General features: G+C 56.6%; 20 protein-coding genes. 10 read left to right on the top strand and 10 right to left on the bottom strand.

The window, feature by feature from the left end:
- Window positions 1-12 precede the first annotated feature (12 nt).
- Both QMG40_RS10715 and QMG40_RS10710 read right to left on the bottom strand, forming a co-directional pair.
- Window positions 13-528: an Lrp/AsnC family transcriptional regulator gene (locus QMG40_RS10715; protein ID WP_283531042.1), complete on the bottom strand. Its 516-nt coding sequence runs from the start codon at window positions 526-528 to the stop codon at window positions 13-15.
- A 148-nt stretch (window positions 529-676) separates the two neighbouring features.
- Window positions 677-1,768 carry a nitronate monooxygenase gene (locus QMG40_RS10710; RefSeq protein ID WP_283531041.1) on the bottom strand — a complete coding sequence of 364 codons (1,092 nt, stop codon included), beginning with the start codon at window positions 1,766-1,768 and terminating at the stop codon, window positions 677-679.
- 17 nt (window positions 1,769-1,785) lie between these two features.
- On the opposite strand from QMG40_RS10710, the gene QMG40_RS10705 reads away from it, so the two are divergent.
- Window positions 1,786-2,757: an N-acetylglucosamine kinase gene (locus QMG40_RS10705; RefSeq protein WP_283531040.1), complete on the top strand. Its 972-nt coding sequence runs from the start codon at window positions 1,786-1,788 to the stop codon at window positions 2,755-2,757.
- A 4-nt stretch (window positions 2,758-2,761) separates the two neighbouring features.
- On the opposite strand, the gene QMG40_RS10700 is transcribed toward QMG40_RS10705, so the two are convergent.
- Window positions 2,762-3,784: a LacI family DNA-binding transcriptional regulator gene (locus tag QMG40_RS10700; protein WP_283531039.1), complete on the bottom strand. Its 1,023-nt coding sequence runs from the start codon at window positions 3,782-3,784 to the stop codon at window positions 2,762-2,764.
- A 204-nt stretch (window positions 3,785-3,988) separates the two neighbouring features.
- Between QMG40_RS10700 and QMG40_RS10695 the strand changes: the two genes are divergently transcribed.
- From QMG40_RS10695 to QMG40_RS10680, 4 genes are all read left to right on the top strand, one after another.
- A complete protein-coding gene (locus QMG40_RS10695; RefSeq protein ID WP_283531038.1) occupies window positions 3,989-5,935 on the top strand; it encodes a glycoside hydrolase family 35 protein in 1,947 nt (648 codons plus the stop codon).
- A 25-nt stretch (window positions 5,936-5,960) separates the two neighbouring features.
- Window positions 5,961-6,923 carry an ABC transporter substrate-binding protein gene (locus QMG40_RS10690; protein ID WP_283531037.1) on the top strand — a complete coding sequence of 321 codons (963 nt, stop codon included), beginning with the start codon at window positions 5,961-5,963 and terminating at the stop codon, window positions 6,921-6,923.
- Window positions 6,924-6,989: 66 nt separating this feature from the next.
- The gene (locus tag QMG40_RS10685) at window positions 6,990-8,207 is read left to right on the top strand and encodes a pyridoxal phosphate-dependent aminotransferase (protein ID WP_283531036.1); all 1,218 of its coding nucleotides are present in this window, start codon (window positions 6,990-6,992) and stop codon (window positions 8,205-8,207) included.
- 13 nt (window positions 8,208-8,220) lie between these two features.
- Window positions 8,221-9,075 (top strand): PPK2 family polyphosphate kinase, encoded by an 855-nt coding sequence (locus QMG40_RS10680; RefSeq protein ID WP_283531035.1) that lies wholly within the window; start codon window positions 8,221-8,223, stop codon window positions 9,073-9,075.
- An 87-nt stretch (window positions 9,076-9,162) separates the two neighbouring features.
- Here QMG40_RS10680 and QMG40_RS10675 read toward each other — a convergent pair whose 3' ends face one another.
- From QMG40_RS10675 to xseA, 3 genes are read right to left on the bottom strand one after another with little or no spacing between them, the layout of a single operon-like run.
- Window positions 9,163-10,005, bottom strand: a complete 843-nt coding sequence (locus QMG40_RS10675) for a CE1 family esterase (RefSeq protein ID WP_283531034.1) — start codon at window positions 10,003-10,005, stop codon at window positions 9,163-9,165.
- Between the two features lie 22 nt (window positions 10,006-10,027).
- Entirely contained in the window at window positions 10,028-10,273 is a 246-nt protein-coding gene (locus QMG40_RS10670) for an exodeoxyribonuclease VII small subunit (RefSeq protein ID WP_283531033.1), read from the bottom strand.
- The gene (xseA, locus tag QMG40_RS10665; protein WP_283531032.1) at window positions 10,270-11,586 is read right to left on the bottom strand and encodes an exodeoxyribonuclease VII large subunit; all 1,317 of its coding nucleotides are present in this window, start codon (window positions 11,584-11,586) and stop codon (window positions 10,270-10,272) included. The genes QMG40_RS10670 and xseA overlap by 4 nt, the downstream gene beginning before the upstream one ends.
- Before the next feature lie 168 nt (window positions 11,587-11,754).
- Here xseA and QMG40_RS10660 point away from each other — a divergent pair, with 168 nt between their 5' ends.
- Window positions 11,755-12,621, top strand: coding sequence for a hypothetical protein (locus tag QMG40_RS10660; RefSeq protein WP_283531031.1), 867 nt, complete (start codon window positions 11,755-11,757; stop codon window positions 12,619-12,621).
- Window positions 12,622-12,643: 22 nt separating this feature from the next.
- On the top strand, window positions 12,644-13,723 hold the full coding sequence (locus QMG40_RS10655; protein WP_283531030.1) for a 4-hydroxy-3-methylbut-2-enyl diphosphate reductase: 1,080 nt from the start codon (window positions 12,644-12,646) through the stop codon (window positions 13,721-13,723).
- Window positions 13,724-13,743: 20 nt separating this feature from the next.
- Here the strand turns inward: QMG40_RS10655 and QMG40_RS10650 are convergent, their stop codons facing one another.
- On the bottom strand, window positions 13,744-14,940 hold the full coding sequence (locus QMG40_RS10650) for a DNA recombination protein RmuC (RefSeq protein WP_283531029.1): 1,197 nt from the start codon (window positions 14,938-14,940) through the stop codon (window positions 13,744-13,746).
- Between the two features lie 203 nt (window positions 14,941-15,143).
- On the opposite strand from QMG40_RS10650, the gene ychF reads away from it, so the two are divergent.
- Entirely contained in the window at window positions 15,144-16,229 is a 1,086-nt protein-coding gene (ychF, locus tag QMG40_RS10645) for a redox-regulated ATPase YchF (RefSeq protein ID WP_283531028.1), read from the top strand.
- A 191-nt stretch (window positions 16,230-16,420) separates the two neighbouring features.
- The gene (locus QMG40_RS10640; RefSeq protein ID WP_283531027.1) at window positions 16,421-16,969 is read left to right on the top strand and encodes a mismatch-specific DNA-glycosylase; all 549 of its coding nucleotides are present in this window, start codon (window positions 16,421-16,423) and stop codon (window positions 16,967-16,969) included.
- A 217-nt stretch (window positions 16,970-17,186) separates the two neighbouring features.
- Here the strand turns inward: QMG40_RS10640 and QMG40_RS10635 are convergent, their stop codons facing one another.
- The 3 genes from QMG40_RS10635 to QMG40_RS10625 all read right to left on the bottom strand — a co-directional run bounded on the left by QMG40_RS10635 (window position 17,187) and on the right by QMG40_RS10625 (window position 21,299).
- A complete protein-coding gene (locus QMG40_RS10635) occupies window positions 17,187-17,648 on the bottom strand; it encodes a DUF4411 family protein (RefSeq protein WP_283531026.1) in 462 nt (153 codons plus the stop codon).
- Complete coding sequence (locus QMG40_RS10630; protein ID WP_283531025.1) at window positions 17,645-18,778, bottom strand: helix-turn-helix domain-containing protein; 1,134 nt, start codon at window positions 18,776-18,778, stop codon at window positions 17,645-17,647. The genes QMG40_RS10635 and QMG40_RS10630 overlap by 4 nt, the downstream gene beginning before the upstream one ends.
- Window positions 18,779-19,334: 556 nt before the next feature.
- On the bottom strand, window positions 19,335-21,299 hold the full coding sequence (locus QMG40_RS10625) for a hypothetical protein (protein ID WP_283531024.1): 1,965 nt from the start codon (window positions 21,297-21,299) through the stop codon (window positions 19,335-19,337).
- 495 nt (window positions 21,300-21,794) lie between these two features.
- On the opposite strand from QMG40_RS10625, the gene QMG40_RS10620 reads away from it, so the two are divergent.
- Complete coding sequence (locus QMG40_RS10620) at window positions 21,795-23,465, top strand: DUF5677 domain-containing protein (protein WP_283531023.1); 1,671 nt, start codon at window positions 21,795-21,797, stop codon at window positions 23,463-23,465.
- Window positions 23,466-23,538 lie beyond the last annotated feature (73 nt).

Genomic DNA, 23,538 nt, shown 5'->3' with positions numbered 1-23,538 from the left:
CATGCACGCTGGTTAGTCCAACGGACCTGTATGCCCCGGAATATGCTTGAATACAAGCGTGGTTTCGGTGTGCCCAACCACTGGATCAGTGGTTAAATTATCCAGTACCCAGTCCCGCAGGGCGTCGGTGTCACGGACAGCGATGTGCAGCAAATAATCCACCGAACCGGAAGTGTGGAAAGTGGAAAGAACCTCGGGCAGCAGGGGTACGCGCGCCGTAAACGTGTCGATCTGGTCTCTGTCATGAGCGCGCAGCCGAACGGCTATGAGGGCCTGAACAGCGCGGCCAATCGAGGCCAGATTCAGTTTTGCCTCGAAGCCCTCAATGGCCCCGCGCTCCGTAAGAGCGCGGGTGCGCATCAACGCCGTGGATGGGGCGATGCCCACAGCGTCAGCAAGATCCCTATTGGTGATCCGAGCATCTGAGACCAGAGTGTCAATGATCTGACGGTCGACCGCGTCAAGAGGCTCAGGTGACAGCTGTCCCTGCGCTGGATCTCGCCGAACGTTCTTCGCTGCAGTTGCCAAAAGATCCTCCAAAGTTCACGATTCTCACGCCCAACCCGTCTCGGAGGGCAGCCGTTAGTTCGCCATAATAGCAAATTGCCGAATAATTGAGTACAGCACTTCAACGGTTATGGGCCTTGGGTTCGCTAGAGAAGCAGCAGCGCCGCGGCTAAAGGAACTGGAGAAAGCCTGCAATGACGGCTGCCGCAGGTCCCGTCCTGGCGGATTTCCAGCCGGAGCCGGCCCATAGATTTAGTGCCCGTGGATTGTTCTGAGCTGCCGCTGCTGCGCGCAATGGTGCCGTTGCGAAATGCACATCAGGGTAGGCGTGCGGTGCAGCGTCCGTATAATCTCGCACGAAATCGTTGATCAGTGCCCGAGCAGGCTTGCCGGTGAAAGCTCGAGTAATAGCAGTGTCTGTGTAGCTCGGATCGCCTAGAGCGTTCTTATGTAGCAACCGAGCACCGCTTTCATTAGTGCGGATCAAGGCTGTGCCGATGGCTGCCGATTCAGCACCGGCTGCTAATACGGCTTTGACGTCTTCCGGGGTGGAAATACCGCCGGCACCCACCAGTGGAAGCACTACCTCGGAGCGAACTTCGCTGATCAGCTGTGGTAGCGTGGCGGGCTTCATGCTGGACCCATTCCCACTGGACCCACTGCGACTGGCTTCCACCGCACCCGCCACCGGAGGCGTCCCCGTCGCCGTAATAAAGGCGGCGCTATGGCCACCGGCATTGGCGTGTTGGACCACCAATGCATCTGCTCCGGATTTGGCGGCGGCCACGGCTTCTGCAACGCTCGTAACAGAAGCAAGTACCTGTGTCCCCACTTTGTGCAACTGTTCCACGACATCGGCAGGAGCAAGCCCAAAGGTAAAGCTGACAAGCGCTACTGGATCGGCCAGCAGTAATGCAATCTTCTGGGCCCAGTAGTCCTGAACCCTAGGATCGTCCTCGGCTAGTAACTCCTCGGGCACAGCGGCACCGTAGAGTCCCGCCGTCGTCCGTAATTTGGTGCGGTATTCGCTCAGTTCGATGAGTTGAACGGATGTCAGTGGTGCGGTTCGCGGGACAAACAGGTTCACGCCAAAATCGATGCCTGCGGAGCGCAGTGGTGCTATGTGAGCGGCCAGCTGATCGGCGGTCTTGTATCCACCCGCAGCAAACGCAAATGCGCCGGCGTCTTGGGCCGCCAAGGCAAGTTCAGTGGTGGTTGTTCCGCCAGCCATGGGGGCGGCTATCAAAGGTGTGGTGAACATGCCATTAGTCTAGAGGCGTGGACAATACGCCTTTGAACCCCGCTGCGCTGAACCCTGCTGCGCTGAACCTTCCTGCGCTGAACCCTGCTGCGCTGCCTGCCCGTTTTGTGGGCCTTGATATTGGTGGCTCCAAAACCCGCGGCATCGTGTGGAGTGAGGGTGTCATCACCTCCGACTTCAGCGTTGGCAGTACAAACGTCCAAAATGTGACCCCGGAGACTGCCGCGGAGAATATGGCCACGCTGTTTGCCCGATTGGACGTGAGTGAGGCCAGCCTGGTGTATGCCGGTGCCGGCGGTGTTGACACGGACGACGACGCAGCAGCACTTCGCAGCCTCATCTCACCTTTTGTTCCTGGTGCGCACGTGAGCGTGGTGCATGACACTCGCCTTCTTCTCGCCGCGGGCGGGACTACAACAGGGGTTGCCGTCATTGCTGGGACCGGCTCGGCCGCCTGGGGCATGAACCAAGTGTGCCAGGAAGCGCGTGCCGGAGGTTGGGGCTATTTGCTTGGGGATGAAGGCAGCGGGTATTGGCTTGGCCGTGAAGCAGTTCGCTACAGTCTGGAACGGATGGATTCCGGGAAGCCAGTAGACGAGCTGACGGCTGCACTTCTGAAGTACTGCCAGCTCCAGGAGCCAGGGGAACTGATTGCTCACTTCCATCAGGGCACCACTCGTCGTTACTGGGCAGCGGCGTCCCCGGTAATCTTTGGCGCTGCCGAAAATGGCCATGCACACGCATCGGCATTGGTCGATCAGGCGGCTAAGGACCTCGCTGCCATGGCTGCGAAAGTGGCGAGTCAGCTGAATATTTCAGGACCCATCGTATTGGGCAGTGGCATGGGCAGTAACGTCCCGGCACTTCAAGAGGCCTTTATCTCACACCTGGCAGGGCTTGGTTATAGCGATGTGCAGATTCTCAAGCAGGACCCCATCTTTGGGATCCCCCTGCTAGTAGCGACGCAGGCCCACGCAACGCAGGGCTAGCCGTTTAGCCCCGTGCAGGGGGCGCCGCAGTACTTGAGCGAATCATCAGACTCGGCGCAACCAGCTCCGGGGTGCTTGCCATCTCGGGGTGATTGATCTGGGCAACCAAATGTTGCACAGCGCGGCGGCCGGTCTCTTCAAACGATTGGCGAATTGTTGTCAGGGGAGGGTTGGAAAAGGCTGCCAAATCAATGTCATCAATGCCGACCACTGAAACATCTTCAGGGACACGCCGCCCCAACTCAGTCAACGCGCGGACTACGCCAAATGCCATTTCATCGCTAGCCACCAAGATTGCTGTGACTTCTGGCATGCGGCCCAAGATGAGTCCATTGCGGTAACCGGATTCGGGACTCCAATCGCCGTAAAGCTCGGGCGGGACCGTAGCGCCTGCTTCCCGTAGGGTTCGCCGCCAGCTGTTAAGGCGGCTTGCAGCATCCGACCATTCGCGCGGACCGGCTATGTGCCATACGGTTTCGTGTCCTAGCTCCAGCAAATGTTTGGTTGCTAAAACAGCGGCAGTATCCTGATCAACACCGACCATGTTCTGGCCCATGTTGGAAGACCCATCAGTGTTGACAGTTGGGATTCTCGAGGTAATTTTGCTGATCTGCGCAGCTGCGTCGTGCAAGGGTGCGGAGATAATGATGCCATCGACTCCTTGGTGAACCAATCGGCTCACGGCATCGGTTAAGGCTTGGACATTGAAGCTGGAGGTCGCGGATGTCACTGTGTAGCCAGCTTCGCGTGCGCCAAGTTCAACACCCAACGCCAACGAGGATCGAGAGTAATTGTTAGTTGCTAGTGTCAGTGCGCCAATCGTTTTAGAGCGTCCAGTGACGAGTGCGCGTGCCGTATTATTCCGTCGGTAACCAAGGTCTTCAATGGCTGCCAGAACACGCCGCCTTGTGCTGTCGTGGACATTAGGGTGCTCATTGAGCACTCGAGAAACCGTCTGCGCGGAGACGCGTGCTGCTGCTGCGACGTCTCGCATTGCCGGCCCGCGAGTGAACTGTTCCGTGCTCATTGAGATCCTCTAAGTGTGACGTGTTTCGGGTGGGCTGCGGCACGGGGAGCGGGTCCCCAAAGAGCCAAGATTGTTTACTTGTAACATACCGCTAATTCTGGGTGCGACGGTGCGGCATGGCGTTTTTCCCAGACTGCCAGGCTTAGAATTGTTATGCATATCAAAGTCTTTGTATCAGCCTAAAAATTAGTGCCGGGAGTTTAGTTGTCCAAGTCCACGATCTCACCAGAGGAACCGGCTGATAACGCCCGCCTAAAACCGGAAAAGCCCGTTCAGCCTCAAACGCCGGCAACTTCCGGGGGTGCCACGACCCCTCCGGCGTTGTCCTACGCAAACCGGAAACTTTTTAGGTACGGTGAACCGCACCGCATCATTGCCGGTGCCGTGCACTATTTTCGGATCCATCCCCAGCTTTGGCAGGACCGGATTGACCGGCTTGTGGCGATGGGGGTGAACACACTAGACACATACGTTGCATGGAATTTTCACCAGCCCTATAAGGACCTCGCCCCGGATTTCAGTGGTTGGAAAGACTTGGCCGCCTTCATTACTCTGGCCGGAAATGCGGGGCTGGATGTCATTGTCCGCCCCGGTCCTTACATCTGTGCCGAGTGGGACAACGCAGGTTTCCCCTCATGGGCCATCTCCAACCCTGACATGGTGCTGCGTTCATCAGATCCGTTGTTTACCAACGCCGTTGAAGAGTGGTTTGATGTCCTGCTGCCGATCATTGAGCCATTACAGGCGTGCCATGGAGGTCCGGTGATTGCCGTGCAAGTCGAGAATGAGTACGGCAGTTACGGTGACGATGTGGAATATCTGCGTTGGAACAACAAAGCGCTGCTGGATCGCGGTATCACTGAGATTTTGTTTACGGCCGACGGCGGTACGGACTACTTCCTTGACGGCGGTTCCCTGCCAGAGACGTGGGCGACGGCGACTCTTGGCTCCCGCGGGCCAGAGGCGGATGCAGTGTGGGAACGAAGGCGCCCCGGTGAGCCGTTCTTCACCGTTGAATTCTGGAATGGCTGGTTTGACCACTGGGGTGAAGATCACCACACCCGCGGCGGAATTGATGCGGGAGCCGAAGTAAAAAAGATTCTTGACCTTGATGGCTCGATCTGTCTGTACATGGCTCATGGCGGGACCAACTTTGGTCTGGCATCTGGGGCAAACCACGACGGCGCCCTTCAACCGACAGTCACCAGCTACGACTCGGATGCCCCGATTGCTGAGGATGGGCACCTGACAGAGAAGTTCCATGCAATGCGTGAGATTTTCTTTGCAGCATCCGGGCGGGAACTGACGCCTGTCCCTGAGAAATTGTCCCGTCCTATACCCGTGCTGCCGGCCCGCCATTTTGATCTGACCCGGGGTACGGGACTGCTTGATTTTGTTAGGGACATCGAACCTGTGGCGAGCGTTAAGCCACTAGCTTTTGAAAAACTGGGTCTTGACCGAGGCATGGTCCACTACGGCGCAAAAGCGATCCTGCCGGTCGGTGAGGCAACCATCAAGATTAGGGATTTGCATGACAGAGCCTACATCTGGGTGGACAACGTCTACGCGGGTGTCCTCAATGACGCGACTGGTGCGCAGGGTTTGAACGTTGAAACTGGCGGCGGGCTGGCAAAACTGGAAATTTTGGTGGAGAACCAGGGCCGTGTGAACTACGGACCATTCTTTGGTCAGGGCAAAGGTATCCTCGACGGGGTACTGATCAACCAACGTTACGTCTTCCATTGGGAGCAGCGCCCCATCAATCTGGAGAGGCCGTTGACCGAACTGTTGGAGATCGGTGTCCCTGCTCGAAGCCCGGGGACGCTGTCTGGACCAGCTGATGAAAGTGCCGCCGCTGATACCCTTGGGCCGGGGTACTTTCACGGTGAGATCAACGTCCAAGAGCCTGCCGACACGTACTTGGCACTGCCAGGTTTCGGAAAAGGCGTGGTGTGGATCAATGGTTTTCTGCTGGGACGATTTTGGGAAGTGGGCCCCCAAATCACCCTGTACGTTCCCGCTCCGCTGCTAAGAACCGGCAGCAATGAGATAACTGTGTTGGAACTCGAACGCGGCGGAACGCATGGAGAACTTCTTGAAGAGCCCAATTTGGGTCTTGTCGGGGTAACGTATGTTGAGGATTTGGGGTAATAAAAAAGTTTTAGGGAGAAGTGCAGTGCATCGAAAATTAGTTGTCGCACTGGGAATCTTCCTGTTGCTCATGGGGACAACAGTTGCTTGCACTCCTGAACCAATTACCACTATTCATACCGCCTCTGAAGAAGTAGCGCAGGTTCCCCTCAAGGTGGCAACCCCGGAAGTGCCCGACGGCGTGAACCCCCAAGAAGGTGCCCTGCTGGCCCACGTGTACGCCGCGGCGTTGAATGCTGCAGGCGTCAAGGCCGAGATTATTAAGCCCCCGCTCAACCAAGGGGCCGTAGTTTCGGGCGTGGAGGCAGGGAGCGTGGACATTGTTCCCGTTTATTCTCGTTTGGCACTGTCCGCCATTGCCCCTGCCGATACTGATGTGGGTGCAGGCGATGTTATTGATGCGCTAAAAACCTCGTTGCCAACCGGTATCGGCCTGCTGGATACAGCCAAAACCGAGAATAGCAACGTCACTGTGGTCACAGCACTCACGGCGGAGAAATACCAGCTCAAGAGCCTCTCCGATTTGGGGAAGGTGTGCGAGAAACTGGGCATGGGTGGCTCGGCGGAGTTTAAGGTCAAGGAGCGGGGCTTACCCGGCTTGGGCAACGACTATAACTGCACGCCAAAAAGTTACAAGGCGCTGATGCCCACCCTGGACTTCAACGACGTGAGCATTCTCTGGTCCCTCTTGCGGGATGAAATCCAAATTGCCCAGCTGCCCAATTCTTCTCCTGCGATAGCGGATAACTCCTTAGTGATACTCAGTGATCCCAAAGGACTTTTTCTCAGCCAAAACGTTGTCCCTTTGGTGGCCAAGAACAGGGTTCCGGCAGAAGTGCAGGCGGTTCTGAACCGGGTCAGCGCCGCTCTAAACACAGAAGAGCTAGCCAACCTTAACCGCCTGTCCCAGGACCGTCACTATGGCGACTTATCCGAGGTTGCAACCATCTGGCTGGTACAGCAGGGACTTGTCAAGGCCAGTTCTTAGCCATTGGCCTGCGAAGGTGGGCACGTTGCGGAAGCAAACACGGAGCAGCTGTGCCATATTGGGTAAATGGCAGATTTCAAGCAGTCCACCAAGCTTCACAATGTTCTCTACGATATCCGTGGACCTGTGCTGGAACGGGCCCAAAAGTTGGAAGCCGAAGGGCACCGAATCCTGAAGCTGAACATTGGTAATCCGGCACCTTTCGGATTTGAGGCACCAGATGCCATTTTGGTGGACATGATGGCTCACCTGCCACACGCTCAGGGCTACAGCGACTCTCGGGGGATCTTTTCGGCGAGGACCGCCGTCGTGCAGTATTACCAAACGCGAGGTATCCAAAACATCCACGTTGATGATGTCTACCTGGGAAACGGTGTCAGCGAATTGATCACGCTGTCCCTGATGGCGCTGCTGAATACCGGCGATGAAGTGCTTGTTCCCACTCCTGATTACCCCTTGTGGACCGCATCTGTGAGTCTGGCGGGCGGGCGTCCGGTGCACTACCTCTGTGACGAGAACCAGGAATGGTGGCCGGATCTTGAGGATCTTGAATCGAAGATCACCGCCAAAACCAAGGGCCTAGTGATCATTAACCCCAACAATCCCACCGGCGCGGTCTACCCAAGACACATCGTGAAAGCCATGGTTGACCTTGCCTACAAGTACGGGTTGGTGGTGTTCTCGGATGAGATTTACGAGAAGATTCTCTACGACGATGCCGAACACATCAACACAGCAACCATCACCGGTGATGACGTTCTGTGCATGACCTTCAGCGGGTTGTCTAAGGCCTACCGGATCTGTGGGTATCGCTCTGGCTGGCTTGCTATTTCCGGGCCCAAGGCTCGGGCAGCGGATTATCTTGAGGGGATCAACCTACTGGCGAATATGCGCATGTGTGCCAATGTCCCTGGACAGCACGCCATTCAGACAGCTTTGGGGGGATACCAGAGCATTAAGGATCTGATCCTGCCTGGCGGTCGGCTCAAGGAACAGCGGGACATCGCCTATAAGGTACTCAACGACATCCCCGGGGTTACTACCAATCAGGCCAAGGGTGCGCTCTACTTATTTCCCAAACTTGACCCGGAGGCTTACCCGATCAAAAGTGACGAGAAATTTGCCTTGGATCTCCTGGAATCCCAAAAAATCCTGATTTCACATGGCACAGCGTTTAATTGGATTCGTCCCGATCATTTTCGCCTTGTGACGTTGCCTAATGTGTTGGTCCTGGAAGAAGCCATTGGACGCATCGCAGAATTCCTCAGTACTTACAAACCCTAGGGAAAGGCCCACCATGTCATTGCCAATTGGATTCACTAAACACCCAAGCGATTTGCTGAAAGTAGATTCCGGCTTTTCTCTTGCGGAGCAAGCAACCAATGTCTCTCCAGGTTTTTCAGGCAAGAAGTCCGACGGCGCCGAAACCTTGGCAGCGAGGGCACCTGTGCTTGCCCAGCTTCAAGAGCAGCTTTTCGCCGAAAGTCGTTTTGGCTCCAGAAAATCGATTTTGTTGATTTTGCAGGCGATGGACACCGCAGGCAAGGGCGGGATTGTTGGGCATGTGGTTGGTTCGGTAGATCCGCAAGGTGTGCAGCTGACCACGTTCAAGGCACCAACTGATGAGGAGAAGGCTCACCATTTTCTCTGGCGTGTACGCCCCGCGGCCCCAGTACCTGGGATGTTTGGCGTCTTTGATAGGTCCCACTACGAAGATGTGCTGATCCACCGTGTTCATGCTTGGGCAGATGCCGACGAACTTCAGCGGCGCTATGAAGCCATCAACGAGTTTGAGGCAGAGATGGTTGAATCTGGTACTTCTATTGTAAAAATCATGTTGAACGTCAGTCCTAAGGAACAGCTAGAACGGCTCACCGCGCGTTTACATGACCCCACGAAGTACTGGAAATACAGTCCTACAGACCTGGACGAACGTGAGTTTTGGCCGGAGTACATGGACGCCTACCAGCGTGTCTTTGAGCAGACCAGCACCGAGAATGCGCCCTGGTATGTGGTCCCAGCGGACAAGAAGTGGTACGCCCGTATGGCAGTCCAAGAAATTCTTATTAAGACACTGGGAAGTCTGAATCTGCAATGGCCGGCAGGTGACTACGACCTTGCCGCTGAGCGTGCCCGGCTTAAAGACGCTTGATGCGGACAGCCGCATGCATTGAGAAGCACGGTACTCCTAGATAGCGCAGCATGCGAAAGAAGCGCAGTAGGAGAAAGCGTCTGGGCATCATTTGCGCAGTACGGGAAAAAAGTCTGCCAGTGCCTGTGCTGTTGTGATGTCCTGGGTTGTTCTGCCTGCGAGAAAGATGGCTTTTCGATGGCGGTTCGGCACCACGTGACCGCCGCCTCTGACTGTATAAAGCCAAACGCTTGGGAGCGCATCCTGCTCAAAGCGGGTGAGGCCAACAGTGGTCCTACCGCTCTCCTTGCGATGCGGCAATACCTCATGCAAAGGCGGGTTAGAGATCGAGTTGCGCGCAGCGAAGTACTGGGCCGTTTTCAGGGCTGAGGGTCCGCGCCGGCCACCGAAGAACGTGGCAAACCAGCCTTCACCTCCGTATGGAACCACAAGGTCACTTGTCCCGTGGATCAGCAGCACCGGTAATGGTCTTAGCTGATCGGCGAAGTCCAAACCCCCCGGTCGTGGCAGTGTGGCACCGATGATAGCGGCTCCATGGAATTTCTCCTGGTTTTCATGAATCAGCCGGATGACCAACTGTCCGCCGTTGGAAAAACCAGCAATAATCACCGGAATGGGACCGTATTTGCCATGAAAATGGTCTGCCAGGGATTCTATGAAAGCAACATCATTGGTACTGCCGGAGCTGTTTTTATTATGATTCCAGCGTTTTTGCAGTCCATCCGGGTAAACAACTGCCACATGCCCGTTGTCTGCCAGCTGATCAATGCTGTTCCCAGCGAACTCGCGTACCGACTGCCCGGTTTGCTTGGAACCGTGTAAAAAAATGAGCACGGCGGAGGTTTCTTGCTGACTTTGAGTATCAGCTGACGTTCTTGTAATCAGCTGGTAAGACCGTTTACGGCCAGCAACTTCGATCTCGGCTCTCACTGCATTTCCTTCACACTTTAAATTACTGCTCCGAGGGTACTTGATTGTCAATGGAACGCGCGGCTTCGAGGCGGGCTTTGGCGCCTTCCAACCATTCTTCGCAACGCTTAGCCAGTGACTCGCCTCGTTCCCAGAGGGCCAAAGAGTCCTCAAGGTTTGAACTGCCGGCCTCGAGCTGGTTGACCACGTTCATCAGTTGTTCACGGGCCTGCTCGTAGCTGAGTGCGTCAATATTAGTGGGGGTAGCGGGTGTTTCGGCGGGGTTCATACTGAGTCCTTTGCTGATGTGGTGTTTGAGACGAGCGGTTTGGCAGATGAGTCATCGGTACGAGGTGCTGCTGTACCTTCGGTGCTTACGGCGGTGATATCTCCGCCTGCAACTCGAACTCTCAAGAGTGTCCGGGCGGGGGCCTGCTCGGGGTCCCTGACGATGGCCCCGTCTTCGAGTTGAACCACCGCATACCCTCGGTCGAGAGTTTTTTGCGGAGACAGGGCACGAACTTGGGCGCGGAGGTGTCTGAGCTGGTCGAAATGACGCCCTACCTGGGTGCGGACGGCGGTGCGCATCCGCCCGCGTGAGGAGGTAACTTCGTCATACTTTGTTGTGAACATGAGCATAGGGTTTGCCAGCACTGGCCGGGACCGAAGATAAAGCAGGCGCTCAGTTTCGCGGTCCAGGAGGCCTTGTATTCTGCGGTTGAGCTGCGATCGTGCCTGATCTACGCGGCGCAGCTCCTCGCCAACGTCCGGGACAATACGTTTGGCGGCAGCGGTTGGCGTTGAAGCACGCAGATCGGCAACCTCGTCCAGGAGCGGCCTGTCCGCTTCGTGACCAATAGCGCTGACAATGGGGGTATGCGCGGCAGCCACGGCACGGACCAATGATTCGTGGCTGAAAGCGAGCAGGTCCTCGAGGGAACCGCCACCACGGGCAATGACAATGACATCGATCCGGGGATCGGCATCGAGTTCCCTCAGCGCCCCGATAACAGCCGTGACTGCATTGACGCCCTGGACGGCAACTTCGCGCACTTCAAATTCCACTGCAGGCCACCGCAACGAGGCATTGCGAATCACGTCCTTCATAGCATCTGAATTTCTGCCCGTGATCAGGCCAATCCGGTGGGGGAGTAACGGCAGCGGCTTTTTACGGCGCGGGTCAAAGAGTCCTTCAGCCGCCAAGGCCTGGCGCAATTGTTCGATCCGTGCCAGCAGATCCCCCAAGCCCACAGGCCGAATGTCCTGTCCTTGCATGGACAGGCGGCCTGTCTTGAGCCAAAAATCTGGTTTGAGCTGGGCTACAACACGGGAACCTTGCTCCAAAGGTGCTTCCAAACGGCTCAGAACAGAGCCCCACACCGTAACACTCAAGGAGACCTCAGCGTCTATGTCACGCAAGGTCAGATAGCTGACGTTGGCACGCTTGTTCAGCTCGATCACTTGGGCCTCAACCCAAGCTGGCGGGGCTTTCTCAATGTGGGACTTGAGCTTTTGGCTCAGTAGTTGCAAAGGCCACGGGTTTTCAGGTGAGGTCTCGGCCGCCGTTGGCGCAATAACCTGACGCTCCGGGGTGTCCGCCATAACAGTGTCGCCGTCCTTTGCTCTGAGTGCTCAATCTGAGTGTTCAGCCTGGGGTCTTCAGCCTGGGTGACTAGTGGGACGCCACCATACAGTCTTGAAATAACTCTAGCTTCACGCACTGACACTGGCACACCGTCATCCACAGCCATGCACTAATGTTGGAGTCCAATGTCAGAAAATTCTCGTGTTTTGGGATGGTTCATGCGCACGCTTACCTCAGTATTTCTCGTCGTCCTGGCGTTGCTGTTAGCAGCCGTAGCCGGGCCAGCCATATGGATGCAACATAACGTTGTTGCCCAGGCCGGGTTTGTTGAGCTTGCCGGCCCCCTTGGCAGTAATGAGGCGTTCCAAGAGGGACTGTCAGCCATGGCCACCAGCCAGGCAACAGCCTCACTTGACCTGCCACCGCAGCTGAACAATATCGCGGCTGCTGTCATTAACTCTGCGGCCCGTAGCATTTACACCGACCCTGGCTATGCCCAAGCGTGGAAAGATACCCTGAAGCGTAGCCACAAACTGACTTTTGACGCCGCCGGAAACAAAGATATTCAGGGGGATGTCCTGGTGGATATTGCTCCGCTAGTTGGCTTGATTTCCGCTAGTGTCGGCAAGGATATCGGCATCACTGTGCCCACCCCTAAAGACGTAGTCGTGAGCCTTGATCAGCCTAAGGTGGCCCAGTTGCTACCCAAACTGACCATGGTGGCCGGTTGGAGTGGCTGGTTGGCTTTTATCGCCGTGGATCTTCTTATTTTGGGGATAGTGGTTGCCCGACGGCGCGCTGTGACAGTTGTGCTGGCTGGCTTGGGACTGGCAGTGGTGGCGTTGTTGTGGGTGGCGGGCTCAGGTTTTGTGGAGACGATCCTGGCGGAACTTGTTGTTGGGCCGGAGGTTGCGCAGCAGTTTGGCCAGGAGCTCAGTGTCCTTGCGCGGCAAAGCTGGCAGGGTGGGATTACCCTCACATTCGTGACGGCGGCAGTGGTGGCCGTGGCTGGTGTTGGAGCTCTCATAGTTAAGGGCAGACGCACCACGTAGGATGGCACGTAGGATGGTGGGTATGAGCACCACTGCAATTTCTTTTCCTATGCCCGCCGTTCCGCGCCGTCGCAGGTCGCCCGAAGAGGTGGCCGCCGCCGCCCCTGTGAGCGGAGAAAAGCGCGTCCTGCTTGCCGCCCCGCGTGGCTATTGCGCTGGAGTAGACCGCGCCGTCATTGCCGTGGAGAAGGCGATTGAACATCACGGAGCACCCGTTTACGTACGCAAACAAATTGTGCACAACGTTCATGTTGTCTCTTCCCTTGAAGCACGCGGGGCAATCTTCGTGGAAGAGAACGAGGAAGTTCCAGAAGGTGAACTAGTGGTCTTCTCCGCCCACGGTGTTTCCCCGGCCGTGGTTGCGTCCGCTGCGGAGCGCGGGCTGCGGACCATCGACGCCACATGCCCGCTGGTAACCAAGGTTCACAAGGAAGCTGTCAGATTCGCCAAGGAAGAAAACCACATTCTCCTGATCGGCCACGAAGGCCACGAGGAAGTGGAAGGAACCTATGGCGAGGCACCCGAGAGCATCACGATTGTGAACAACCCGGATGAGGCTCGGACCGTTCATGTTGCAGACCCCGACCGCCTGATCTGGCTTTCTCAGACCACTCTGTCAGTGGATGAGACTATGGAGATTGTTGAAATCTTGCGTGAGCGGTTCCCGAAGTTGCAGAATCCTCCCAGCGACGATATTTGTTATGCCACCACGAACCGCCAGACTGCCATCAAGGAGATAGCCCCTCAAGCCGATCTGGTGATAATTGTTGGTTCAGCCAACTCCTCCAACTCGGTCCGTTTGGTGGAAGTTGCTCTCGAGTACGGTGCCAAAGCATCCTACCGAGTGGACTTTGCCCACGAAATTGATGAAACCTGGTTTGAAGGCGTGGCCAGTGTAGGCGTTAGCAGTGGGGCTTCAGTACCTGAAGTGCTTGTCCAGGATGTGCTGCACCTGCTTGCCACTTACGGTTACGAGTCAGTGGAAGAAGTAGTCACGGCAAAAGAAGACATCTTGTTCTCCCTGCCCAAAGAACTACGCGCAACATTGAAGGCAGCCGGCGACCCCGATTACAAGGGAGTTCGCAGCGCCAACCTGCTGTAATTAGCCTGGACCATAAAACACTAAATAGCTTGATTTATCCTTGGTGTTTCCTCAAATTCAGGAGCTGTGAGTATTCGCGGGGTGCTCTCCACTTGGGCAGGAGATTCAAGCGATTTCGGGTCAAGAGCATTGAGCTTGCGGGCGGTGGGCAGAACCCTTGCTTCGAGAGTTCCCACTAATTTGTTGTAGCGGTCAACACTTGTCTTAAGTGAGACGCCTACTGCTGAAACGGCCTCGCCCATGGTGCCCAGACGCGTGTACAGCTGGGCTGAGAGCTCAAAGAGTTCCTTGGCGCTTTCGGTCAGGACGTCTTGGCGCCAACTAAAGGCCACGGACTTCAAAATGGCCATAAGTGAGATGGGCGAGGCGAGCACCACGTTTTTGGACATTGCATAATCCAAGAGACCGGGGTCGGACATCAGTGCCGCTGAGAGGATTGACTCCACCGGCACAAAACAAATCACCAGTTCCGGAGAGTTTGTCGCTGAGGCCCAGTACTGCTTACCAGCCAGCGCATCAATGTGAGCCTTAACGGCTTTGGCATGGCGAGCCAAATGTTGCTGTGATTCGGCGCTGTCGGTTGTGCCGGCGTCGTGCGCGTTGAGAAAGGAAGATAATGGAACCTTGGCATCCAGGACCAACTCCTTACCACCGGGAAGCCGGACAATCATGTCGGGGCGGTGAACGCCGTCGTCCGTGGCGGTGTGGACCTGTTCCTCAAAGTCGACGTGGGCAAGCATGCCAGCGGACTCCACCACACGGCGCAGCTGGACTTCGCCCCATTTGCCACGGGCACTATTGGAGCGAAGGGCTGAGGCCAGCGATGAGGTCGTGGCCAATAATTTGGCGTCTGCGTCCTTAGCGGCTCGTAGCTGTTCGGCGAGCTGACCGTACTGTTCTACACGATCACGCTCGAGCAAAGCGACTTGGCGCTGCACGGCGCTGAGCTTCTCGGAGACAGGCCCCAATGCCTGCAGGACGTTCGAATCAGAGCCTTGCTGAGCTGTGAGGGCGTGATTCTGCGAGGCAAGAAGCCTGCGTTCTGCATCCGCACCAGCAAAACTCGTATTGAGCGCGGCCACCCGCTCATGGGCCGCATCTGCCTCCTCGTTTGCACCGCGCAGTCTGCCCAGCAGCACCCACGCTACTGCGGCAGCGCCGAGCACCAGCCCAACTACCAACATCAATACGGCTACAAGCCACCCAATTCCATTCATGAAACTACCTTCGCATGAAGCACTGACATTGAGCGTTTCTTCTCGCTGCAGCCTCGGCACGGCGCCAGGGGGTAGATATTACGTTTAGCACCCGGTGTACGGCGGGCGGAAAGTAATAACTACCCCCGAGTCCGTGTTCAGGGAGCGGAGTGCTGAATTCGCGCGGCTGAACAAAATGGGCGCCCTGCCGGTAAGCTTGACCCGTGGCTCTTACAATTGGCATCGTCGGACTGCCCAACGTCGGCAAATCAACTCTTTTCAACGCACTGACTCGCAACAACGTGCTCGCAGCGAACTATCCGTTCGCCACCATCGAGCCCAATGTTGGCGTCGTCAGCCTGCCCGATCCCCGTTTGGCGAAGCTCGCTGAGATCTTCGGCTCGCAGCGCTTGCTGCCTGCAGTGGTGTCTTTTGTTGACATCGCAGGAATTGTCAAAGGCGCTTCGGAAGGGGAAGGGCTGGGCAATAAATTCCTGGCCAATATTCGCGAGGCTGAAGCGATCGCTCAGGTCATCCGGGTCTTCGACGATCCCGATGTTATTCATGTGGACGGTAAGGTTGACCCCCGTTCCGATATGGAAACCATCAATACAGAGCTGATTCTGGCTGATATGCAGACCATTGAAAAGGCGATTCCGCGCTTGGAAAAGGCTGTCAAGCTCAAGCAGCGCGATGCAGCCGAGTTGAAGGCAATTTTGGCCGCCCAGACTGTCCTTGAACGCGGGGACACCATCTTTGCTTCCATCAAGAGCGACAAGCTGGAGATGGAGCACTTGGCCGAGCTCAGCCTGCTCACGGCCAAACCTTTCATCTATGTTTTCAATGTTGATGACGCAGTTCTGGCCAACCCGGAGCGCCAAGCCGAGCTGCGTGAACTTGTGGCTCCCGCAGACGCGATTTTCCTTGACGCCAAGCTGGAATCCGACCTCGTTGAGCTAGATGAGGAGGAGGCTAGGGAGATGCTCGAGATGAGTGGCCAAGAGGAATCAGGCCTGAATCAGCTGGCCCGCGTTGGCTTCCACACCCTTGGTTTGCAGACGTACCTCACGGCAGGTCCGAAAGAAACGCGCGCGTGGACCATCCGTCAGGGTGACACAGCTCCGCAGGCAGCCGGAGTTATCCACACAGATTTCCAGCGTGGATTCATCAAGGCTGAAGTTGTCCACTTTGATGACTTGATAGAAGCTGGATCGATGCACGAGGCCAAGGCCAAGGGCAAGGTCCGTATTGAGGGCAAGGAATACGTTATGCACGACGGCGACGTGGTGGAGTTCCGCTTCAACGTCTGAGCCGCTGGTGACGATTGCGGTGCAAGAGTCGTCCGTGTTGGGCTCGGTCTCACTGTGCTGACTGAGGTGGCTAATTGCGGCTGCAGCCCCGCCCTCTATGCGGAATCGGTGGATGGTCTGGACATGTGATAATAGGTCCAGAACGTGCCTACTTGCTCGCGAGGGAAACGGTGCAACCTGAAGGAGGCAGTGTGGCGGGGGAGAAGCTTCCGGACATCATGGGCCCCGATCTTGGCGTCGTCTTTGTTGGCGCATCCGCCGGTAAGAGGAGCGCCGAAGCCGGGCACTACTACAGCAACGGCGGCAACCGGTTTTACCGCTGGCTACACGAGACTGGGTTCACCCCAAATCTGCTGAAGCCGACCGACGACCACCTACTGCCTGTCTTTGGGATCGGTCTGACCGACCTCAGCAAGACCTATGCTGGCATGGATGGCAGCGAGGAGCAAAGCGACAGCTTTGATTGTAAGGGCCTGATTGACCGCCTCACAACCCTCCGGCCCAAAGTCGTAGCTTTCGCCGGGAAGCTCGGTGTGGAAGCATCCTTTGGTTCATTCATCGGGTATTTCGGAGACGTTCACTTCGGCCCCCAGGATTGGGCGGTGGGCGAAAGCCTCGTGTTTGTCCTGCCGTCAACTTCCTCAGCCAACCCCGCTACGAGGCCGCTCAAGGGAGTGAATGGGCTCGAGAGGCCACCTGTCGACTACTGGCATGGGTTGGCGGCCTTTCTGGACCGCTAACAACGCAGATCGATCTCCGAGTGATTCATGCTGTTGACGCATAGCTGGTCAGGTTGGGAGCCTGCTATCTCGGGAAGGCTTCGTCATCTACGCGGTTCCGTGGCGCTGCCGTCCAGACACCAGCGTGACTGCGAAGTATCGTGAAATGGTCGAAGACGGGGCCATCAAGAAAAACCAAGATCCAGCCCCCGCGTTCTTTCCGCGGTGTGCATAGCGGCTAGAAGGTCCAGCCCTTCGCCTTGACAAATCCGAAGAACTTCATGGTGGCTACCCCGTGTTCTAGGGCAACGTTGGGAATCTTCTGATTTCGGTCTGGGGTGTTGGGGCCTTTCAGGTTTTCCTCGGTAACGACTGTCCGCTGCTCCTGTAGTCCATGGGCAATGACCCAGGGGTCGGCATCGTTCTGGGTCCCGCTCACCCATCCGGGGTGGGCCTGGGTGATTGCCGCCACTGTCAGCACCTCGCTTTGATGCGTTGTGCATAGGAACCCGTGGAGGTTCTTTGCCCAGGTGTGGAGGTCGTCATCACCTCGCTCCAACTCGCGGAGGACTGCTTCACAGATGCAGGCCTCGCCCTGGCCAACCAGGCTTTCGATGGAAGCCCAAAGTGACGGGAAGATGTCACGAGGGTAGAGCCGTTCCATGTTAATGAGAATGTTGGAATCGAGGGTGTAGCTCACTGGCTACTCCCCTCATTCCGGTAATACTCCTCAAACATCTGTCTGACCATGGGAATGCGTGCGTTCAGGAGGTAGCTGGCATCCATCCAGTCAACTCGGGAGTCCTCCACGGCGCGTGCCACGGTGCCGATGTAGGTGCTACCCAGGTCTCGGTAACGCACGCGCCAGGGGGCGGGCCCGCCGGGTCTTGCTTTCTGGTCCTCTCGACTCTTTGCCCAGACATCGTCACTCTTCTGCCAGATGGCTTCCAATTCATCGTCATCAATGACATCCAGGGTTCGGAGGCGGATGCCTGCGGCCAGGAAACTGACCTTGAAGCGCGCCGCCACCTTGAACGCCAAGTCGGCCGGCTCCCCATCCAACATCTGCACCATTGCCGTGACCTGCTTGTGGGGCATGAGGAAGTTCGCTGCGAACGCGTTAGCTATGGCTTCTTCGTTCACATCCTCATCTAGGTCGCACAGGCCACTGGTTCTGTTGGCGAGATGTGCCACCTCATGGAAAAGGGTGAACACCTTGCCGTTGTTGGAATCGGACCCGTTGAGGATGATGATTGGCAGGGACTCGTGCTGGATGGACAGACCTCGGAAGGTGCTGAGGGGCACCTTAGTCGTCTGGAACACGAGGTAGCCATGGTGCTCCAGTAACCCCCTCCAGAAGTTCAGCACCTGGTTCTGACCGTTCTCGGGGGGTACAAACTCCTCACGGAGACCGAGCTGGGTACGGAGCTCGCTGGCACGCTTGCGGTGAGAGTCCCAAGCGATGGAACTCACTCGGGCTGTCTGATCCGGGGCTCCCTGGAGGTCTAGCACGGTGTCACGGTGCTGTTCCGCGCGGCGCATCTCGCGGGCCAGAAGTGGCGGAAGGGGTCCCGCTTCACGTCCACGAAAGTCAGCGGTCTGTGGGACGTCCGTGGACACCGGTGGAGGAGCGAAGAAGAAGGCCATGGTCCGGTCCAACTTCTTAGCAATTTTCTCTAGCTGCTTGAGGGTCGGCATCTCGTCGCCGGACTCAAATGCAAGTGTCCGTTCGAGGGTCGTGCCAGCCGCGCTGGCTACGTCCTGGGCGTTCAGGTGCATGACGGAGCGTGCCCATGTCAGCGTGGCCCCGTTGATGGGTGCGCGTGCCATTGCGGTCACCTCCGTGGGTAGCAGTAAGCGGCGGCGGCCGGGGTGAGGGTGGCCTTATCCCAATCATAGGGTAAGGCACTGACGCTCAAGCGCCACCAGGCCGATTCTCCCGCCGTGTGCCCCGCCCCCGGTTTGATGCCGCTCCGATGCGGGTGCCCATGCCAGGTGGCGAGGTGCTTCGAGGCTAGCGTAGTGCGCGATACCGCGGGTCAAGTGACTGATCTACTCCTTTCCGGAGGCTCGGGAGATTTGTAGATCCCAGAGGTTGGTCTGTAACGGAACGCGGTGGAGTTTAGATCTAATGTATAGAACCGCTTCGGTCTAGACCGTAAAAAATGCCAGGAATGCTTTTACATTCCAGGCATTTCCATTTCCGGCGGCAAGAAGTCGTGGGGACCTGCTGGCTTCAGTTGGCCAGATGGTTAGAACAAGGGACGCACAGTCCGGCGACTGTCTGCGTCAGCCGTCGTTGCTAAAAGGAACCTCGTTTCTATGCAGGTCCTTCTGCGCGCCACGAGGGCATACACAGAAACAGTACGAACGATGCAGGTTCCATTTAGCTGATTCCCTCCGGGTTCGACTCAAGCGAGGAGAGACAAAAATCGTCGTTCATCTTGATAACCAAAGCCACGATCAGTCGCAGTACCGTGATGTAGGTGGTGAAGTGCGCATCCTCACCGTCGGAGTTGGCTTGCGAACCATGAAGGTACTTATTGCGCAACTGGGGCCCGTTACTGAAGTCCACCCCATTGAGAAAGTAGTTGAAGTATTTACCTTCGGCCTCGGTCAACAATGAGGAACCGCGCGTCACCCAGCCCTTCGCCACCATGGTCTCCGCTTCTGCTCGTCCGGCGTCAGATAGGTGGTAGTAGCTGGCTGCTTGAGTGTCGAACAGTGCCTTGAAGATGAGGAATTGCTCTACGCTCACGAACTGAACCTGAGCTCCGTTGTCCTCAAGAACTCCATGTTTAATCAGGTAGTCGACGCCTGGCTTTTGATACTCTTCAAAGTCGTCATACGACACCCGGTTTTCCAGTAGAAGCATGGATGCGTTGTCCGCATTCAGGTTCGTGTTGATGTAACTCAGCGACGACTGGTCGGAGAACAAGAGATGAAGGATGCCAACAATCTCCTCACCTTCGGATGGATAGACGTACTTTCCCTTGAGGAGGCTCGGTACCTCTTTGTATCGGACCTGAAGGGATTCCATGGCCAGCAAGTCACGGTCGAGGTCGCCGTCCCTTACGAAAAGTGTGAATTGGTTTGCAACGCTTTCTATCTCAGCGAATACGTGCCTAACCTTCTGGAGGTATGAGGTTCCCCTGTCTGAGGGGCTGAATGAGAAGTTCGAGACTCCGAACTCCTCAACGAGGTACTCCTCGAAGAACCAGGAGATGACATGCTCAAAGTCGATGTCCTTTGACTCGAGGAAATGAAGGTACAGACGGGTCTGGAGTCGGGTAACCATGTCGACGGATTGAAACGCAGCGCCGACCTTGTACTCGGTCTTTCCAGTGGTACCCATGATTCGTTCCATGACGCCCAGATTCGCCGGGTAGGCCGGAAGAGTCAGCAGCACTTGACGGTCCACAAATTCGAACAGGTGCTGAAAGTTGTTGAGAATACTGGGGTTGTCGATGGTCTCCTCCAACCACTGTCTGCTGAACGTGTACCGGGAGACCATTCCATCTGAAGTGTCCATTTTGAACTCGACCGGTTCATCTTGGGAGTCGGAGATACCCACCTCGTATCCAGTTTTGAATCCTTCGTTCTCGCTGAAGTATTTCACGTTCATCTCAGCTTTGCGACGCTTCGCTCGCAACTTGAGCTTGGCGTCGATTCCTGCCTTAGTGTTCTCGTTAGCGATCGCAATAAGCCCGATGTAGTTCGGGTTCGCGTCCTCGCTGTCGACGTAGCTCTCAAGCAATTCGCGAGCATCGACTGACGTGAAACTTCTTGGAAGATGTATTTCTTCTCGCACATCCTCCTGCAGATACTTTCGAATCAGATTCTCTGCACCACGAGGTGATGCACTGAGCTCGTCTCGCAACGCGGTGTCGTAGGCTTGTACGAGCTTCTTACTTGCGAGCATCGAAGCTAGACGTACACCAGTAGCGGCGAGCGCGGGAAGAACCACCACGCTGTCGCAGCGCTCGAAAACATTGTTCCGACCGAGGAGATCCAGAAGGTCTGCGCGATACTCGTGGCCGACACCAACTACTACGGCTGCAAAGTTCGTGTTGTTGACCGCCGAAAAGAACCGCGCTACTGTGCTACGCATCTGGGGAATCCGTGACTTGGCCCGGTTATGTTCCACTTCGTCGTAGGCGGTCGAAAATAACCCCTGTTCGAGGTACTGCTGCACATTGTGAAGCTCAAGGATGTCATCGACGTTCATCGGGACGTTCTCGGGGTCGAACCGCTCAGCAAGTTCAGCTACGCGTGGGATCTGCCAACCTGTTGCCATATCATGTATGCCATAAAATTTAACCCGCCGCGGGGCCATCTCCTCTTCACTCAATTACGGACCTCACTCCAGTTTTCGCAACTCAAACAACCTTATTGTGACGTACTGGTACGACAGTATGTTGCCTGCGAAGGGAGCCTCGCATTGAACGCGTTTTGAACTGTGCCCGTTTTTCGCAGCACTACGTACTTTCGCGTTCACCAGCGTCGAGCTGCCACCCATTGAGCGACCTATAAGCGCGTCCAAGTGACGCGTGGTCGCCAGATACTTCTGTCTGCCGGAGCTAGCGTGCGCATGCGGTAGCTCACAAAGTCCGGGCTCTCTGACTCGTTGCACTTCAGTGGTTGTTATGTGCGGCGACGTGGTGGAGTTTAGACTCGCGTTTTGGCCTCTGGGCACTAACGCATTCGACTGCGGGTCTCTTAGCTCGAATGAACCCAGCGGACTTAGATGCTCTTCACGTTCGTGGCAATCCGCGGGAGGCTGTCGCAAAATCGATGCCGGTGGTCACCAACAGCTATGTCGGATCAAGTCAGGTAGATTCCTGATATGAGCATTCCTAAGGCAAACCAACACTCAGGGCCTATGGACGGCCATGTGCGAAAGGGCCGCGTGTTCAAAACCCCGCTCGCAGCGACCGGGATGTTGGCTATGGGGAACTGGATCAAGGACGACTTCCCAGATCTCCTCTGGCCCGCACTTGTCCTGGCTGAGCAGGGTGATGCCAGTTTCCGGTATTTCGTGAAGTGGCAGAAAGCTGTACAGGAACGACTTGCGCACCATGGAGATGAAGTATCGGTCGCGGAAGCGCTAGACGGACGCCTCACGCACTTGGCTGCACTGGCCGTGAAGTTTCCTGACGCATCCGAGATCATCGTTGACGAAGCCCATCGACATTGCCTACTCTCTGAAGTCGTTCGCAGCGCGCTGGCCTCGTACCCATGTTTGCCGGCTCCGTGGCTTGTCGACGACACCGAGGTCGTACCACCGGAGCGGCCGGCCCTCGAACTGATTAGAGATGCGCTGCTATCAGTCTTGCGCGATGGTCACCGCGAGGCGCTCCTGAAGTGCTTGCGAACATGGAGTGCGGTTCAAGCAGGAACTTTCAGTGCTGACACTCGAACGATCGAGCTTCTAAAAGATTATCCGGGCAATTTGGCCAACCGAGCGGCATCAGATTCCCTGGTGCGTGCTTCCTGGGGTGCCCACAAAGCGATACTGCAAGTCGATGATCCGAACTACTTCGATGAAGCGATCAAGTGGGCACGTGTGTTTTGGGGAGCAAACTCTATGACATCCGGGTGTATTCGGAAGGGGGATGTCGACAGTCCCGACGACGGCCCTACGGAGTCGACCGACGGCGAACTTGACGGGCAAGCTGCATCAGCCGTCAGCTCCGATCAAACTGAGCCGACTTCCGTGCCCGCGGGCGGCGAGAATCTGCGCGGGTTCACGATGGATGTTATGAGCAGCTTCGTTGAGGCGCTGGAGACCGCCCCGGCCCACCTGTATGACAACGAACGGCAGGAAGTCATTTCCGGGCTTGTGTCCCGCGCAGGGCGTGATGTCATGGCGGTGCTGGGGGCTCCCGATTTGTGGTGCATGGAACATGGTGCGCATATCGGGCGCATGTTGGTGGAGACAAAGATCTATCTCCACTGGATGGCACGGCAGGATCCGGCCATCTATAGACAGTTCCAAGAATATGGAGCAGGGAAGGCGAAGCTCTACGCACGCATCTCGGATGAGTTGCCTGACGATGCGCGAACCGAGGGCTTTCGAGAGAGCATCGACGAGCTTCAGCGCCTCAGCCGCAATCACGACGTGCTCGATTACCGGACAGTTGATACTCGCGACACCTTTGCAGAGGGCAAGTCGATTCGTGCGATGGCGGAGGACGCCGGCATGTTGGACTTCTACCGACAGGCATACTCCCTGTCTAGTGGGGTAGTGCACTCGGAATGGTGGTCAGTCGAAACGCACGCAATGGAGCCTTGTTTGAATGTTCTCCACGGAATGCACCTCATTCCTAGCATCGCCCTGAACCCGGGTGGCAACGTTGAGCTAGCTGCTTCTTGGGTTGAGCAGTTCTACTCGCTCGTGCGCGCGGGACTGGGCATCCTGGGGACTGACAAGGACGCAGTAAGTGAAGCCTTCGCCTGGATGGACAACGCCGACGAGCCATCAGTGGCATCTGGCGATGAGGGTCTGGACTCGTGACGTTTCTATATGTGGCTATGCGGGAAGTGCGAGCTTTGGCGTCGGTGCTTCGCCGCCCGGGCTAATCTCGTGG

It is taken from the genome of Arthrobacter antibioticus (assembly GCF_030063205.1).
Classification (GTDB): domain Bacteria; phylum Actinomycetota; class Actinomycetes; order Actinomycetales; family Micrococcaceae; genus Specibacter.
This window is presented reverse-complemented; position numbering and strand designations above follow the sequence as displayed.